We start from the raw sequence: 15,727 nt of genomic DNA on the forward strand, positions 1-15,727 counted from the left end.
GCAACCTGTTCGTCGCGGTCGGGCAGCTCGTCGTCGATCTCTTCCAGCGCGTGCAGCGCGCGGCCGACCAGGCGATGGCGCGCCTCGCCTACGAAGGCGCCGCCGACCTTTACGACCGCGCGCCGGCAGTATTCGACCGCCTTTGCCGCGTTGCCCGCCCACGCGCATTCGAAGTAGTGGTAGGCCAATTCGGCGAGCAGCTCGTCGTCGGCGCCCGGTTGGTCCTCCAATGTGGTGGCGATGCGCTGGTGCAACCGCATGCGCCGCACCGACGGCAATTCGGCGAGCAGCGACTGGCGGACGATCGCGTGGTTGAACCGGTAGCGGCCCCCGGCCTCTTCGATGACGATGCCCGCCTTGCACGCCTCGTCGAAAGCGTCGACCAGGTCGTCTCCCACCACGCGTTCCACTAGTTCCAGTGCGAACCGGCTTCCGACCACGGCGGCCGCGGCCAGCGCCTTGTTCGCCTCGGCCGGCAGCCGCGACAGGCGCCGACTCACCGCCTCGCGCACCCCCTGCGGCAGCGTGCTCTGGTCCCACCGGCCGCCGCTCTCATCGACATGGCGCAACGCCTCGATCAGGAAAAACGGATTGCCGCCCGTGACGGAAGCCAACGCTCGAGCCAATTCTTCGTCGTTGTAACCCGCCTCCGCGACATAGGCCGTCACGTCCTCCTCGTCGAGGCCGCTGAGCGCCAAGCGGTTCGCCGTGCCGTCGCGATGGAGGTCGGCGAGCATCGCCGCCAGGGGATGGGAGCGGTCGAGGTCCGTGCTGCGGTAGGTGCCGATGATCTGCACGCGCGCGTGTTCGCCGAAACGCAGCAGATGCCGCAACAACAGCAGCGTTGGTTTGGCCGCCCAATGCAGGTCGTCGAGGATCAGCACGACCGGCGCGCTCGCCGAGGCCATCGCCAACAGTCCGACCACGGCGTCGAAGAGCGCATAGCGTTCGGTGTCCGGGTCGGCGCGAGTCGGCGCGGACACGTCGGGAAGGACGTCGATCAGCCCGGGAACCAGTGTCAGCAAGGCTTCCACACCCCGCAGCCCGCGAAGCGCGCCCGCGCCCAAGCACGGCACCAACGACCGCAGGGCCTCCGCGAACGGCTGGTACGGCGCACCGAGGTCCTCGTCGCACCGGCCGTAAATGACCAGGGCGCCTTGGTCGTAAGCCTGCCGGGACCATTCGCCGGCCAGCCGCGTCTTGCCGACCCCCGGTTCGCCGGCGATCAGCATGGCGTTGGTGCCGCCGGCGAGTGCGGTGTGCCATGCGGTCGACAATCGCTCGAGCTCGTCGCCGCGCCCGACGAACGGCCCGCGGCCGCCGAGCACCGCGGGCAGGCTGGGTCGTTCCAGAGGCGCTTCGGTCGGGGCGTCCTCGCCAGGCTCCTCGGCGGCGTGCAGCCGGAGCTCGAAAACGTGTTCCGGACGCGCGAGGTTGCGCAGCTGGCGGGTTCCCAGGTCGGCGAGCACCACGTCATCGGGCAGGGAGTCGATGACGAGCTCCGCGGTCGCACCGGAGCACAGGATCTGGCCGCCGGCGGCCAGCGACCTCAGGCGGGCGGCGCGATTGACCGCGCGGCCGAAGTAGTCGCCGTCGCGAAGCTCGACCTCCCCGGTGTGCAGGGCCACGCGAATTCGCATGGGCTCCCGTAGCGCCCACGGCTCGTGGACGATCGCATCCTGGAGCTCGATCGCCGCGGCCGCGGCCGCCGACGGCCGCTCGAAAACCGAGAACGTGGCGTCGCCCTCGCCGCGGGTCTTGATCAGCCGCCCTCCCCGGGAGGTGACGACCTGCTCGACGAGCTCGTCGTGTCGGGCCAGCGCCACCGCCATGGCCTGGGCGTCGGCCTCCCACGCGGCCGTGGAGCCTTCGATGTCGGTCAACAGGAACGTCACAGCCCGCGTCACCGACGAGAACTGTTGTGCCGCAGGCGTTTCCAGCGCAGAATCCTGCGCGACGATCGCGGCCTCCAGCCGGCGAAGCTCCGGTCCGGGGTCCACCCCCAGTTCGTCGGCGAGCAGCGCTCGCGCACGCTGATAGGCGCCCAGCGCTTCGCCTTGCCGGCCGGCGCGGTAGAGCGCGAGCATCAGCTGGCCCCAGCGCCGCTCGCGTAGCGGCGCGTCGGCCACCGCCGCTTCGAGCTCGCCGATGATCTCCGCGGCCCGGCCCGTCGCCAGCAGCGCATCGGCCCGATCCTCCACCAGGGCGGCGTGGCCCTCGATCCACCGCGTCTTCTCCGAGGTTCCTCGCCGGCCGTCGGGCAGCTCGGGCGTTCCCCGCCACAGGGCGAGCGCCTCCTCGAAGCGGGCCACCGCCTGGCTGTGATCACCGGCCGCGGCGGCGTCGCGTCCCAGCCGGGCCGCCGACTTGTAACGCGCGGCGTCCACCTGCGTCTCGGCCAGGGTCCAACCCGCGCCCGCCGTCAGCACGAAGCCGTCGCCCAGGGTGCGCCGCAGCGAGGAGATGTGGGTTTGCAGGGCCTTGGCCGCAGTGCGTGGCGGATCCTCGCCCCAGAGCAGTTCGACCAGCGTCTCGGCCGCGACGACCGAACCACCGTGCAGCCCGAGCATCGCAAGGATCGCGCGAGGCTTGGCGCCCGGGATGGCGACGGGCGCCCCGCCTTGCCGGACCTGGAGAGGCCCCAAAACCCCCAGTTCCACCGATGGAAGGTTACTCACATCGACCATCGTCGGTGGGCCAATTCAATGCATGGTCAAGATCGAGTAAAGCCCCGATCCAAGCCCAACGACCCCGCGCCCGTATGCGTAGCGAATATCAACAGTTAGGTTTGTATCCATGGGCAATGAAGGGGGAGGTGGATCGGCGTTCACCTGGCAGGGCCGGCGCGACATGGTGAGCCAGATCCATGAGCAGCTCGACGAGCTGGTGGAAGCCCGCGACCAGATGGAACAACTGGTGCGGGTCATCAGCGAGATCGGCTCTGACCTCGACCTGGACGTGACGCTGCACCGAATCGTCAAAGGGGCGATGGAGCTGACCGGCTGCCGTTACGCCGCCCTGGGCATCCGCGCACCGGACGGTCTCCTGACCTCGTTCGTTTGCGCGGGCATCGACGACCTCACGGCGCGCCAGCTCGGCGACCTGCCCATTGGGGACGGCCTGCGCCTGGCGGATGTGAGCGCGCATCCGCAGGCCGGCGCGCTGCAGGCCCACGATCCGCCGGTGCGGGCGCTCCTGGGAATACCCATCACGGTGCGCGGCGCCGACTTCGGCAGCCTCTACCTGGCCGACGACCGCGCCGGACGCGTCTTCTCGGACTCCCAGGCCGCCGCGGTGCGGGCCTTGGCGACCGCCGCGGCGGCGGCCGTCGACAACGCGCGGCTGTTCGAGCGAGAACGCGAATCGGCGAAATGGACGAAGGCCAGCCGCGAGATCACGACCGCGCTGCTGTCCGGCGACCCTCAGACCGGTCCGCTACAGCTCATCGTGAACCGGGCGCTGGAGTTGGCCGACGCCGAACAGGCGATCTTGCTGGTTCCCAAGGAGCCCGACGTGCCCGCCGACGAGGTCGACACCCTGGTCGTGGCCGCCACGGCGGGCCGGTACTCCTCGGAGGTCATCGGGCGCCAGGTGCCGATGGACGGCTCCACCACGGGCGGTGTGGCGCGGCGTGGCCTGCCCTTGATCACCGACTCCTTCCAATACCCGATCGAAGGTTTCACCGACGTGGGTGAACGCTCGGCGATCGTCATGCCGCTGATCGCCGACGGCGCGGTGCTCGGCGTGATCGCCGTCGCCCGCGACCAGCAGTCGCCCTTCGGCAACGATTACCTCGAGCTCGTCAGCGACTTCGCCCGGCACGCGGCGATCGCCCTGGCGCTGGCGGCGGGCCGCGAGCACGCGCTCAACCAGGAACTCGCCCAGGCGGACACCGTGGAGAACGCGATCAACGCAGCGGCCGAGGAACTGCGCCGACTGTGGCGGGCCCGCCGCGTCCTGGCCGTCACCTTCCCGACCAACAGCTCCGCCTCCGGACCCGCCTTTGGCGCACCGCACGTCGTCTCCGTCGGCGAGCCCACCCAGTGGGACGACCTGCCGCCGCACACCCAACAGATGCTCAGCTCGTTGCGCGAGGGTGACCTGCTGACCCCTAGCGCCGGCGAGTCCGGCACGGCGGGCATCGCGCTGCAACACCCCGAGGGGGTGCTCGTCGTCTGGATCGATCTGGCCGAGCGGCGGCCGTTCACCCTCGAGGACCAGACGTTGCTCACGGTGCTGGCCGGCCGCCTGGGCCAGGGCCTGCAGCGGGTTCATCAGGTCGACCAGCAGCGCGAAACGGCGCTGGCGCTACAGCATGCCATTCTGGGGCCGGCTGATCTGCCGCACGGGTTCGCGGTGCGCTATCAGGCGGCCAGCCGGCCGCTCCAGGTCGGCGGTGACTGGTACGACATCGTCGACCTCGAGGACGGGCGCATCGCAATGGTCGTCGGTGACTGCGTGGGGCACGGCCTCGCCGCCGCCACCGTGATGGGTCAGGTGCGCAGCGCTTGCCGCGCACTCCTGTTCGAAAACCCAAGTCCCGGAGCCGCTCTCGCCGGGTTGGACCGCTTCGCCGCGCGGCTGCCCGGCGCCCAGTGCACCACCGCCGTGTGCGCGGTGCTCAACCCCGAAACCGGTGAACTCGTGTATTCGAGCGCCGGGCATCCGCCGCCGATCCTGGTCCACGCGGACGGCACCACCCAGATGCTTGACGAGGGCCACACCATCGCGTTGGGGGTACGAGCCGACTGGACCCGCCCCGAGGCCCGGGTCACCATGCCGGCCCGCGCGACCCTGCTGCTTTACACCGACGGGTTGGTCGAGCGTCGCCGCACCGCGCTGGGGCAGGGCATCTCCCGCGCCGCCGCGCTCGTGCAGGAGGGACGCGCGGCCACCCTCGACGAGTTGGCGAACCAGATCATGTCCGGCCTGGCCCCCAGCGAGGGCTATCAGGACGACGTCGTCCTGTTGCTCTATCGCCATCCCGCACCGCTGGAGCTGACCTTTCCCGCCGACGTCAGCCACCTCGCTCCGGCGAGAACCGCGTTGCGCAGTTGGTTGACGCGGACCCGGTTGGACCCGGAACAGGCGATGAACGTGCTGGTGGCAGCGGGGGAGGCCGTCGCCAACGCGATCGAGCACGGCCATCGCGACAAGCCCGAGGGCACGGTCAGCCTGGGTGCGACCGCGCTCGGCGACCGGGTGCAGCTGACCATCACCGACACCGGCTCGTGGAAGCCCCCGCAACCCGCTAGTTACCCGCACCGCGGGCGGGGTATAGCCCTCATGCGAGGGCTCATGCATGACGTCACCATCAGCCCCGACGCCGCCGGAACCACGGTTCACCTATCCGCGAGGATCACATGATGCCCACGTCGCTCACGCTCGACACCGCGCGCCGCACCGACGGGGAACTGATGCTGGTCGCCGCGGGGGAGATCGACCTGAGCAACGTCGACGCGTTCAATCAAGCCCTCACAACCGCGAGCACCGAGGCCGCCAGCGGCGGGCCGCTCACGGTTGACCTCAGCGAAGTCGAGTACCTCGACAGCGCGGCCATCAACTTGCTGTTCACCCACGCGAACCACATCAACCTCATCGCGCACCCGATGCTGATGCCCATCCTGACCATCAGCGGCCTGACCGAACTGGTCGCCGTCGAGCCCGCCGCGGCGGGCTGATCACAAAACCGTTGGCCCTCAGGCGTTTTCGGCGATCCAGGTGCTGGTGAAGCGCTGCAAGGCCGGGATGCTCTGAGCCAAGTCGGATTCCATCGACTTCTCGAGTTTGCGGCCCAACAACGGGATCTTCACCGCCACCTCCACGGCGAAGCGCAATTTCGCGCCGTCACCCGCGGGCGCCATCCACGCCTCGGCGCGGCCCGACCCGATCCCGCCGGAAGTCACGACGTTGATCTGCCCGCGAACCTCGCCGTCACCGACCGATCGCCACGTCTCGCTGGAAACGATCTTCAGATCGCCGGGGACGGCTTTGGCCAACAGCGCCGGCAGCACCTGACGGGCCACATGCTGGGTGGCGCGGACGGACACCGTGCCGTCGGTGTCCACGCTCAGCGCGTCCAGCGTGATCGGCGCGTTGCTCACTTTGAGCCGGGCTGCCCAATAATCTTCGCGCCCGAACGTCGCGTGAATCTGCTCCACGCTGGCGGGCGACTCGATGTGGATATCGAAGCGACGCGACATGGCACCGATTCTTACAAAGGGGAGCCCGCCCGCGGCGCCCGCCCGTCGCATCCGATGTTTCGAACGTACGTGCGATGGTTATCCCTCGTCGCGGAGGTGAATGGGATGACTGATGATATGCGGCAGGCGCCGAGCGAAAACCCCGAGAAGGACACGTCGCAGTGGGTCACCGGCGACGAGCCGATGACCGGGCCGCAGCGCAGCTACGTGCACACGCTGGCCCAGGAGGCCGGGCGCGATGTTCCCGACGATCTGACGAAGGCGCAGGCGTCGGAGCTCATCGACGAATTGCAGCAACAGACCGGGCGCGGCAACTGATCAGGGGGCGGGCCGGCCGCCGATCGTGGGTCGGTCCGCCTTGCGGCCCAGGTCGCCGAATCTGACGCTGACGCGCTGAAAACCCTTGACCCGCTCGGCCTTTGCCTTCTTGGTGTAGGTCTTGCGATCGGCCGGTGTGAGTTCCACGTCATCGGTGAACGGCGTGAGCAACGCCCGCGGGTAAAGCCGTTCCACCAGAACGACATTGATCTCGGCGCACAGTACCAGCGTGGACGACACCAGGAAAAGGAAGGCCAAAAGCCCCAGCACCAAGGCGAAGACGCTGTTGGTTGCGCTCGCCGATTTCACCGTGTGCCGAATGTAGCCGGCACCGCCCCACTGCAAGATCTGCCAGATCACGGCCGCCGCAAGCGCTCCAGGCAACACCTGGCGGTAGGTGAGGTTGCGCGCGGTGGTCACGCGAAACGCCACCAGGCAGATCGCCGCATTGATCGCGATGGCCACCAGCGCGACGCCGATCTTGCCGAACACCCCCAGCGTGCTGGTGGCCTGGCCGGCCGCGGACAGGACGGTGGCGGCGACGGCCGCCGAGCCGAGGACCAGCAACAGCATCAGGCTGCGCAGCCGCGAACGGAAGGGGTCGGGACGCTTGTTCCTCGGGACGGCCCATACCGAGTCCATCGCGTTCTGTACGGCCTGACCGACGCCCAGGCCGCCGTAGAGCGCGCCCGCAATGCCGACGACCACGGCGACGGTCCCTCCGCTGAGCCCTGCGGGTTGATGCAGCTGGTCGCCGATGACCGGGAATTGGCTCAGCGTGCTGTGCAATACCTGGTCCTGCAGGTCGGGGCGGCCGGCGAGCAGCACCCCAAGACCGGTGGTCAGCAGCAGCAGCATCGGGAACAGCGAGACGAAGGCGTAGTAGGTGATCAAGGCGGACAGGTAGCCGCCCTGGTCGTCCATGTATTTGTAGAAGACCGCGATCACGACGCCCGCGGCGCGGTTTCGTCGCTGCAGCCTGTCCAGCCAGCCGACCATCTCGTGCTCACTTCGTTGCTACGAAAAGCGGATACCCCCCGATGGGATTGCCAGGTGATACCCGCATTCGGCGACGATCAATCGCGGGTCGCTCGCGGGCGGGGTTCCCATGCCAGGATGGGGTGATGGCCGACGATGTGATGCAGTCCGAACGCGAATTCAACGAGCGCAACATCGAGGAGTTCCGCCGCAACGGCGGCAAGGTGGGCGGGCAGTTCGAGGGCTTCCCGTTGCTGTTGTTGACCTCGACCGGTGCGCGCTCCGGTGAGCAGCGGGTCAACCTCATCGGCTACTTCGATATCGACGGCAAGATTTATGTCATCGGTTCCGCCGCGGGCCGGGACAAGAATCCCGCGTGGGTGCACAACATCCGCGCCAACCCGCGGGTGAGCGTAGAGATCGGTTCGCAACCCCCACGGCCGGCCACCGCGTGCGAATTGCCGCGCGACGAAAGGGATTCCGTCTACCGGACCGTCGTCGAACGCGCGCCGGGGTTCGGCGAGTACGAGCAGCGCACCGACCGGGTCATCCCGGTCTTCGAATTGGTTACCGAATAACCGCACCCCCAGGGGAGGCGACCCACATGACAACCGCCGCGAGGAAGCATCTGGTCCGGCGTTGGGCGTCTGGCGCCTTCGCGTGCACTTTGGCGATGCTGCCGGCAATCACGATTTCCGCGCCGGCGATTGGCCGCGCCGACCCCGTTTGCCCGCCCGGGTTCGTGTGGAGCGGGTTTTTGAATCAATGCGTGGTATGGGTCCCCTCCGCGAACGGGCCGGCTGCGCCCGTGGGGCCCCGCGGGCCCGGCGGCCCGGGGCTACCTACCGATCCCTGTCCCCGTTCGGGCGCAACGGCCCAATCCCGCGGTCACCGTGTCGAGCTGCCGCAAAATTCCGGGGAACTCGGGACCCCTCGCGGTCGTTATGGTTGCTAAGTAACGCTGCGACTCGAGGGGAATACAGGCGCATGCCACGCACAGACAACGACACCTGGGATCTGGCCACCAGTGTGGGCGCGACCGCCACGATGGTGGCCGCGGCCCGAGCGATTGCGACCAAGGCCGACAACCCGCTGATCGACGACCGGTTCGCCGAACCGCTGGTTCGCGCGGTCGGCGTGGACTTCTTCACCCGGTGGGTCGACGGCGACCTTGATGCCGCCGACGTCGACGACCACGAATCCGGCTGGAAGCTCGAGCACATGCCGGTGGCGATGGCCGCCCGCACCCGGTTCTTCGATGCCTTCTTCCAGGACGCCGCGCGGGCCGGGATTCGCCAGGCCGTAATTTTGGCCTCCGGCCTCGACGCCCGCGCCTACCGATTGGCGTGGCCCGCCGACATGACGGTCTTCGAGATCGACCAGCCCGAGGTGATCGAGTTCAAGACCTCCACCCTGGCGAAGCTGGGCGCCGCCCCGCGGGCCGACCTTCGTACGGTCGCCATCGATCTGCGAAGTGACTGGACGAAGGCGTTGGTGGACGCCGGTTTTGACACGACGCGCCCGACCGCCTGGATCGCGGAGGGCCTCTTCGGGTACCTCCCGCCCGACGCTCAGGACCGCTTGCTGGACAACATCTCCGCGCTCAGTGCGGAGGGCAGCAGGCTCGCCGTCGAGGCGATCCCGAACCGCCCGCAGCAAGACGTGGACAAGGCCCGGGAAATGATGCGCCGGGCCACCGCCAAGTGGCGCGACCACGGCTTCGAACTCGATTGGGAGGAGCTGGGTTTCGAGGGTGAGCGCAACGACGTCGCCGACTACTTGAACAATCTCGGCTGGCAGACGGTCGGCACCCAGATGAGCGAGTTGCTGGCCGGCAGTGGGCTTGCGGCGATTCCACAGACCAATGACTCGGTCTCGGTCGCCGACACCGTCTACTACAGCTCGAGCAAATGACGGCACCGAGCCGTCGGGGACTCAACGACGCCGTCACGCGGCTGTGGAGCTTTCTGGCCCCGGCGTACGACCTGCCGGTCCTGCAGCGCTGGGTTTACCGTCCGCCGCACGACGAGGTGATCGCGCAGCTGCGCGCCCACCGCGCCCGCAAGATCGCCGATATCGCCTGCGGTACGGGAGTCCTCAGCGATCGGATCGCCCGCGAATTGCAGCCTGACGAGATTTATGGCATCGACATGTCCGAGGGCATGCTCGACCAGGCGCGTGCCAGAACTGATCGGGTGCAATGGATTCGCGGGCCGGCCGAGCAGCTGCCCTTCGACGACGGGGCGCTCGATGCGGTGGTGACCACTTCGGCGTTCCACTTCTTCGACCAGCCCGCGGCCCTGCGCGAATTCCACCGCGTGCTGGCGCCCGGCGGGATGGTGGCCGTTTCGGCCCTGAGCGCGCGCCAACAGCTGTTGCAGGCGCCGTCGGCCAGCAGATGGAAGCCGCAGCACAATGCGTCGCCGGCGGAGATGCGTGCCATGTTCGAAGCCGCCGGTTTCGTGATCAGCGATCAGCACCGCATCCCGCGGCCGGCCTGGACGCGAATCATTTCCGACCTCATCACCGTCGGCACCAAGACCGGCTAACGCGCTGTACGCCTGTGCCGCAACGGGTTACCCCGGCGATCCGCGGGAAAGCGACGGCGCCCGCCTCGCCTGGTGGCGAAGCGGGCGCCGCGCTTAATGTTCTTTACAGCGGAATCCAGACTCCAAAGAACCAGAATCCCCACTGGTTGAATCCGGGATCCCACACCGGGGTCTCCTGGTAGCCCCAGTAGTTGATCGGGCCGTATCCCCAATGCCCACCGGGCGGGGGGAGCGGCCGGTCCCACGCGGGCCGCGGCGGCTCACCGGGTCCCCACGGGGCCGGTCCGTCGCCCCACGGCGCCCCGCGGAAGTAACCGCGCTGGGGATCTCCGTGCCAGGGACCGCCCGGCCCACCGGGACCGCCGGGATGGTCGGGCCCACCGGGACCGCCTGGGCCGCCCGGACCGCCGGGATGGTCGGGCCCACCGGGACCGCCTGGGCCGCCCGGACCGCCGGGATGATCGGGTCCGCCTGGGCCACCGGGTCCGCCCGGGTGACCGGGGCCGCCGGGCCCGCCCGGCCCGCCGGGCCCACCCGGCCCGCCGGGACCGCCAGGGCCACCGGGACCGCCCGGATCACCGGGTGCGTTCGGCGGATGGATACCGTCCGGGGCAGGCCCGCCATGATTACCGGCCGGCCCGGGCGGCGGCGCGCCTGGAGCGGCGTTGGCCGCGGCCGCGCCCATGCCCAGCGCGGCAGCGCTAAGGGCACCGGCGACGGTTATTCCCCCAAGTATTTGCTTGAATCTCATAGTCCTTCACCTGTCTAGCGATTAGTGAATTCCTCGGAATCCCCCCTTACACAGACCGACCATAGATAGCTTCCCTATGGATCGGCTGTGCGAGGCCCATGCGGAGCGTTGGCGCACGCCGCGGCGCGGAAAATGAGGGGCGCCTGCCGGTTTGGCAAGGCTATGTTTGCTAGTCGGGCCGGTTTTCGACGTATATTGTTGCCGCCGTGTCGACTCCGTCACATCCCGCCGAACCACACGTGGGTTCGGTGTCGTCCAAGCTGAATTGGCTGCGTGCCGGGGTCCTTGGCGCCAACGATGGAATCGTGTCCACGGCGGGCATCGTGGTGGGCGTCGCGGCGGCGACGGTGGAACGCGCTCCGGTGTTGACCGCCGGCACCGCCGGACTGGTCGCCGGGGCGGTGTCGATGGCGTTGGGCGAGTACGTGTCGGTCAGTACCCAGCGCGACACGGAGAAGGCGCTGCTGCACAAGGAGCGCAAAGAGCTGCGCGACGACCCGGCCGCCGAATTGGACGAGCTCGCCGCCCTGTATGAGGCGAAAGGCCTTACCGCCGCGACCGCCCGCACGGTCGCCGAGGAACTCACCGACCACAACCCGCTCCTCGCCCACGCCGAGGTCGAACTCGGTATCAATCCCGAGGAGCTGACCAACCCCTGGCAGGCGGCGTCGTCCTCGGCTCTGTCCTTCGCGATCGGCGCCTTATTGCCGTTGATCGCCATCTTGGCCCCACCCGCATCCTGGAGAATCCCGGTCACCGTCGCGGCGGTACTCCTGGCGCTGGTGATCACCGGGGCGGTGTCGGCAGGGTTGGGCGGCGCGCCCAAAGGGCCCGCGGTGCTTCGCAACGTCATCGGAGGCGGCCTCGCGTTGGCGATCACCTACGTGATCGGCCATTTGGTGGGCGCGGCGATCACCTGACGCCGTCCGGCCCCGCGGCACTGGAACTCGAACTGTAATATCAACTGTTGCCATCCTCACCCTGAGGGTCCCAACGCCGGGCGGAGCGTCGCGCATTGACCGAAACGAATTTCGTGCCGGAAGACGTCGACTGGGCGCCGTCCACGCCGTACTTCTCCCGCGACGAAAGCCGTTTCGTGCCAAACCCGATCGGGCGCGGCGGGTGGGGCCCGTCGCTCAGCGGGCATGTGGTCGGCGGCCTGCTGGGCTGGGCGGTCGAAACCGCGGTCGACGACCCGCAACTGCAACCCGCCCGGCTGACCGTCGACCTTCCCGCGCCTGCCGCCCTGGAACCCATCGAGGTAAGCACCACCGTGCATCACGACCGTCGACGGCTGCGGCTCGTCGAGGCCGTCCTCAGTCAGCGGGGCGTGCCAATCGCGCGGGGCAGTGCGCTGTTCCTGCGGCGGGGCCTCCAGCCCGAAGGGGACGTGTGGTCGCCCGCCCCGCACATGCCACCGCTGCCCATCGAGGACGGCGCCCAACCCACGCTCTTCATGCGCACCTACGGTTGGGGCACCGAACTGCAGAATCGCGACCCCGATTGGGCCGACACCTCAGGGCCGAAATACACGTGGCTGTATGAGTCGCGCGCGCTCATCGAGGGCGAACCGCTCAGCGCTTTCACCCGCGCGGCGATGGCGGCAGATATCACGGCATCCCTTGCCAATTGGGGCACCAACGGCCTGCAATTCATCAACGCCGACTACACGCTGACGCTGAGCCGGCTGCCCGAGGGGCCGCACATCGGCATGGCATCCCTGACGCACTACAGCCATGACGGGGTGGCCACCGGATCGGCGGTGCTGGTCGACGGCAAGGGCCCCATCGGCAGTGCGGTGTCGGTCGCGATAGCGCACTCCGGGTTCCGCCCGGCACACGTCAAGCGCACGAGCGAATGAGCGGCCCAGGTGTCACCTACTGGACGTTGATCGCCGAGGCGGCGCGAACGGATTCGCCCCGGCCGCTGCTCGCCGACGACAAGGGGCGCAGCCTGACCGCGCGTCAGTTTCGCGACGCCGCATGCGCGACGGCCGCCGCGCTCGCCGAACGCGGGATACGGGCGGGAACCGTGGTGTCCTGGCAGTTGCCGACCACGCTGGAGACCGCGGTCGTCATGGCGGCGCTGGCCCGGCTTGGTGCCGTGCAAAACCCGATCATTCCCATCTTGCGGGAACACGAGGTCGGCTTCATCACCGACCAGCTCTCCTCGGAATATCTGGTGGTGCCGGAACTTTGGCGCGGATTCGATCACGCCGAGCTGGCGCGGACGCTGGCCGCGACCCGCGGCTTCGAAGTCATCACCGTCGACTTGGCGACGCCGCCGGCCGGCGGCGAGCTCCGGCTGCCCCGCGCCGGCGCCGACGATCTCCCGCCACCGCCCGATTCCGACGGCGACGCGCGGTGGGTCTACTACTCGTCGGGAACGACCGCGGCGCCCAAAGGGATTCGCCATTCCGACGCATCGGTGATAGCCGGTGCAACCGGGCTGGTCGGTGCGGTCGGCATCAACGGCAACGACGTCGACCCCATCGCCTTTCCGATCGCGCACATCGGCGGGGCGGTGATGCTGGCGGCCGCGCTGCAGACCGGCATGCGGTTGGCGCTCTTCGAGGTGTTCGATCCGGTGACCACACCGTTTTCCATCGCGGAGCACAACCCGACCTTCCTCGGCACCGCGACCCCCTTTTTCGTCGGTTACCTCGAAGCCCAACGGGCGCACGGGGATCGGCCGCTCTTTCCCCACCTTCGGGGGTGCCTGGCGGGCGGCGCCCCCATCACCGCCGAGCTGGGCCGCCAAATCCGGGAGGCCTTCGGCCTGCCGGGCATCGCGAACGCGTGGGGGCTCACCGAGTTCCCCGTGGCGGCCTCACCGTCGCTCGACGCCACGCCCGAGTCGCTCGACCACACCGTCGGCGCGCCGACACCGGGCGTCAGCGTCCGGGTGGTCGGCGGCGACGAGGCGGAACTGCCCGTCGGGCAGGAGGGCGAGTTGCGGCTCAAGGGGCCGCAATGCTTTCTCGGGTACGCGGATGCCGCGCTGGACGCCGACGCGTTCGACCGGGATGGCTGGCTGCGCACGGGCGACCTCGGCCTGGTCGATGCGGACGGCAACGTGCGGGTGACCGGCCGCATCAAGGACGCGATCATTCGCAACGCCGAAAACGTCTCGGCCCTCGAAGTCGAGAACGTGCTCGCCACCCATCCCGCGGTCGCCGACGTCGCGGTCATCGGCGTTCCGGACCCGCGCACCGGTGAGCGCGTCTGCGCGGTGGTGGTGCCCGCATCGGCCGCAGAGGTGTCGTTGGAATTGCTGGTGCGGCACTGCCATTCAAACAAGCTGAGCCGCTACAAGCATCCCGAGCGCCTGGTGATCGTCGATGCGCTGCCGCGCAACCAGTTCGGCAAGGTCATCAAGAAAGACCTCCGCGAAGCCTTCGGGTGATTTCGGTGAGGCCCTCACGAGAACAGGTGGGGGTTCTCGACGATGTATTGCTCGACGGTCAACGCCGCTCGCCCCGTGAGCCTTTCGACGTCGTCGGTGGAGCGATCGTAGCGGCCGGCCCGGTGCAACAACGCCATGGTGGCGAGGTGTTGCTGCAGGTGCGCGGGAAGATTGAGGGGCCTTAGCACCTCGTCGACCCATCTGTCGTGCGGGACATCGGAGCCGGTGATCGGTCGATGCAACGCGCGGGCGTATTGGGCGGCCAGCCCGTCGATGTCGAGGACTTGGGGACCCGTCAGTTCATAGATCTGCCCGATGTGCTGGGCCGGGTCTGATAAGACGGTCGAGACCGCCCGCGCGACATCGCTGGCCGCAATCGGTGACGTCCGGCCCGTGCCGAACGGCAGCATCAACACGTTTCGGTCGCGCAGCGCGGGAGCCGCAAAAAGCGTAAAGATCGGATTGTCAAGGAATGTCGTAGGTCTGACGTGCACGACCGGCACCCCGGACCAATTCAGCACATGCTCGGCCAGGAAGTGCAAGCGATGCTGACGAGACTCGCCCCTACTTGTAAGTGTCATCTGCGAGACGGTCATCTGTGACATGTTCACGACGATCTCGACGGCGCCCGACTCCAATGCCGCCTCGCAGACGACCACCGTGGCCTGCAGGTAGTCGGGAGAGACGCTCATCGAGAAGAACATGCGATCAACGCCGGCCAGGGCGTCGACGACGTTCTGCGGATCGGTGAGGTCACCCACCACCACCTCGGCGCCCATGGCGCGCAACGGATCGGCCCGAGCATCGTCACTGTGCACCAGCGCGCGCACCCGCTCTCCGCGCTGCCGCAGCTGCTCGATCACCAACCGACTCACCCCGGCCGTGCCGCCGCCGGCACCCGTGATCAAGTACAGCGGCCCGGTCACGATCGACGACCGACCACCATTGGGCAACCCCGGCAACTCATCCGCTGCTCCTGCCGATTCCAAGCGGTAAACCAGTGGTCAAAGTGTAGGCCGTAAGTGACGAACGGCGTAGCGTGCAAGATGCGCCAGGGAGCCGGCCCTGCCGGCGTTCGAAACGGAGGCCCGGCATGACGTATGCGGGTAAGGACTATTACCCCGCGTGGTTGGACGAATTGGCCGATGACGTCACCCTCGAGGCCGCGGCGATGGACGGCATCGCGCACGGGGTCGCGGACGTCGGCGCCATCCTGGTGGTGGCTCGTCAGCAATACGAGAATCAGGTGTTCAGCTTCGCCGGGCCCTGCGGCGATTACGGCTTCGTCGAGGACTACACAGCCGATGTCCGGGGGGTGCCCACCAGGGTGGTCGTCTTGGTCACGTACAACGCCGCCGGCCAGACCCAACGCGTGGTGGTCAACCACCGACCCCGCAGCGCGCTGCTGTCCTTCTCGCGCCTGATGCTCGAAAAGTTCGCCGGCACACCGTTAGCCAAACATTGGGAAGGCACTCCGTAATCGCTTTCGCCAGAAGCGCTGACGTCGAGGGATAGAAGGCGCC

The 15,727-nt window shown here is 68.6% G+C and carries 15 protein-coding genes; 10 read left to right on the plus strand and 5 right to left on the minus strand.

Annotation, left to right across the window (positions count from 1 at the left end; genetic code table 11):
- The coding region (locus tag A5702_RS02680; RefSeq protein ID WP_156669461.1) for a BTAD domain-containing putative transcriptional regulator at nt 1-2,660 on the minus strand (2,660 nt) is incomplete at its 3' end.
- Between the two features lie 190 nt (nt 2,661-2,850).
- Between A5702_RS02680 and A5702_RS02685 the strand changes: the two genes are divergently transcribed.
- Entirely contained in the window at nt 2,851-5,367 is a 2,517-nt protein-coding gene (locus A5702_RS02685; RefSeq protein ID WP_369817855.1) for a SpoIIE family protein phosphatase, read from the plus strand.
- On the plus strand, nt 5,367-5,681 hold the full coding sequence (locus A5702_RS02690; protein ID WP_055400080.1) for an STAS domain-containing protein: 315 nt from the start codon (nt 5,367-5,369) through the stop codon (nt 5,679-5,681). Before A5702_RS02685 ends, A5702_RS02690 begins: the two co-directional genes overlap by 1 nt.
- Before the next feature lie 18 nt (nt 5,682-5,699).
- On the opposite strand, the gene A5702_RS02695 is transcribed toward A5702_RS02690, so the two are convergent.
- Complete coding sequence (locus A5702_RS02695) at nt 5,700-6,203, minus strand: DUF2505 domain-containing protein (protein WP_055400028.1); 504 nt, start codon at nt 6,201-6,203, stop codon at nt 5,700-5,702.
- Between the two features lie 105 nt (nt 6,204-6,308).
- Between A5702_RS02695 and A5702_RS02700 the strand changes: the two genes are divergently transcribed.
- Nucleotides 6,309-6,521 (plus strand): DUF3072 domain-containing protein, encoded by a 213-nt coding sequence (locus A5702_RS02700; RefSeq protein ID WP_055400078.1) that lies wholly within the window; start codon nt 6,309-6,311, stop codon nt 6,519-6,521.
- Here the strand turns inward: A5702_RS02700 and A5702_RS02705 are convergent, their stop codons facing one another.
- Nucleotides 6,522-7,520, minus strand: a complete 999-nt coding sequence (locus tag A5702_RS02705; protein WP_068218022.1) for a YihY/virulence factor BrkB family protein — start codon at nt 7,518-7,520, stop codon at nt 6,522-6,524.
- 125 nt (nt 7,521-7,645) lie between these two features.
- Between A5702_RS02705 and A5702_RS02710 the strand changes: the two genes are divergently transcribed.
- The 3 genes from A5702_RS02710 (at nt 7,646) to A5702_RS02720 (ending at nt 10,048) form a co-directional block, all read left to right on the plus strand.
- Nucleotides 7,646-8,077: a nitroreductase family deazaflavin-dependent oxidoreductase gene (locus tag A5702_RS02710; RefSeq protein WP_068218025.1), complete on the plus strand. Its 432-nt coding sequence runs from the start codon at nt 7,646-7,648 to the stop codon at nt 8,075-8,077.
- A 409-nt stretch (nt 8,078-8,486) separates the two neighbouring features.
- Nucleotides 8,487-9,413: an SAM-dependent methyltransferase gene (locus A5702_RS02715; RefSeq protein WP_067822380.1), complete on the plus strand. Its 927-nt coding sequence runs from the start codon at nt 8,487-8,489 to the stop codon at nt 9,411-9,413.
- Complete coding sequence (locus A5702_RS02720; protein ID WP_055400020.1) at nt 9,410-10,048, plus strand: class I SAM-dependent methyltransferase; 639 nt, start codon at nt 9,410-9,412, stop codon at nt 10,046-10,048. The genes A5702_RS02715 and A5702_RS02720 overlap by 4 nt, the downstream gene beginning before the upstream one ends.
- A 103-nt stretch (nt 10,049-10,151) precedes the next feature.
- Here A5702_RS02720 and A5702_RS26850 read toward each other — a convergent pair whose 3' ends face one another.
- Nucleotides 10,152-10,799 (minus strand): chitin-binding protein, encoded by a 648-nt coding sequence (locus A5702_RS26850; protein ID WP_156669460.1) that lies wholly within the window; start codon nt 10,797-10,799, stop codon nt 10,152-10,154.
- A gap of 206 nt (nt 10,800-11,005) precedes the next feature.
- Here A5702_RS26850 and A5702_RS02730 point away from each other — a divergent pair, with 206 nt between their 5' ends.
- From A5702_RS02730 to A5702_RS02740, 3 genes are all read left to right on the plus strand, one after another.
- A complete protein-coding gene (locus A5702_RS02730; RefSeq protein ID WP_055400018.1) occupies nt 11,006-11,719 on the plus strand; it encodes a VIT family protein in 714 nt (237 codons plus the stop codon).
- Between the two features lie 95 nt (nt 11,720-11,814).
- Complete coding sequence (locus A5702_RS02735; protein WP_068218030.1) at nt 11,815-12,660, plus strand: acyl-CoA thioesterase domain-containing protein; 846 nt, start codon at nt 11,815-11,817, stop codon at nt 12,658-12,660.
- Nucleotides 12,657-14,204 (plus strand): class I adenylate-forming enzyme family protein, encoded by a 1,548-nt coding sequence (locus tag A5702_RS02740; RefSeq protein ID WP_068218035.1) that lies wholly within the window; start codon nt 12,657-12,659, stop codon nt 14,202-14,204. Before A5702_RS02735 ends, A5702_RS02740 begins: the two co-directional genes overlap by 4 nt.
- Before the next feature lie 14 nt (nt 14,205-14,218).
- Here the strand turns inward: A5702_RS02740 and A5702_RS02745 are convergent, their stop codons facing one another.
- Complete coding sequence (locus tag A5702_RS02745) at nt 14,219-15,130, minus strand: NAD(P)H-binding protein (protein ID WP_068218038.1); 912 nt, start codon at nt 15,128-15,130, stop codon at nt 14,219-14,221.
- 167 nt (nt 15,131-15,297) lie between these two features.
- Between A5702_RS02745 and A5702_RS02750 the strand changes: the two genes are divergently transcribed.
- The gene (locus A5702_RS02750; protein ID WP_068218041.1) at nt 15,298-15,684 is read left to right on the plus strand and encodes a hypothetical protein; all 387 of its coding nucleotides are present in this window, start codon (nt 15,298-15,300) and stop codon (nt 15,682-15,684) included.
- The last annotated feature ends 43 nt before the right edge of the window (nt 15,685-15,727 follow it).

The sequence above is a fragment of the Mycobacterium sp. E3339 genome (assembly GCF_001666915.1).
Taxonomy (GTDB): domain Bacteria; phylum Actinomycetota; class Actinomycetes; order Mycobacteriales; family Mycobacteriaceae; genus Mycobacterium.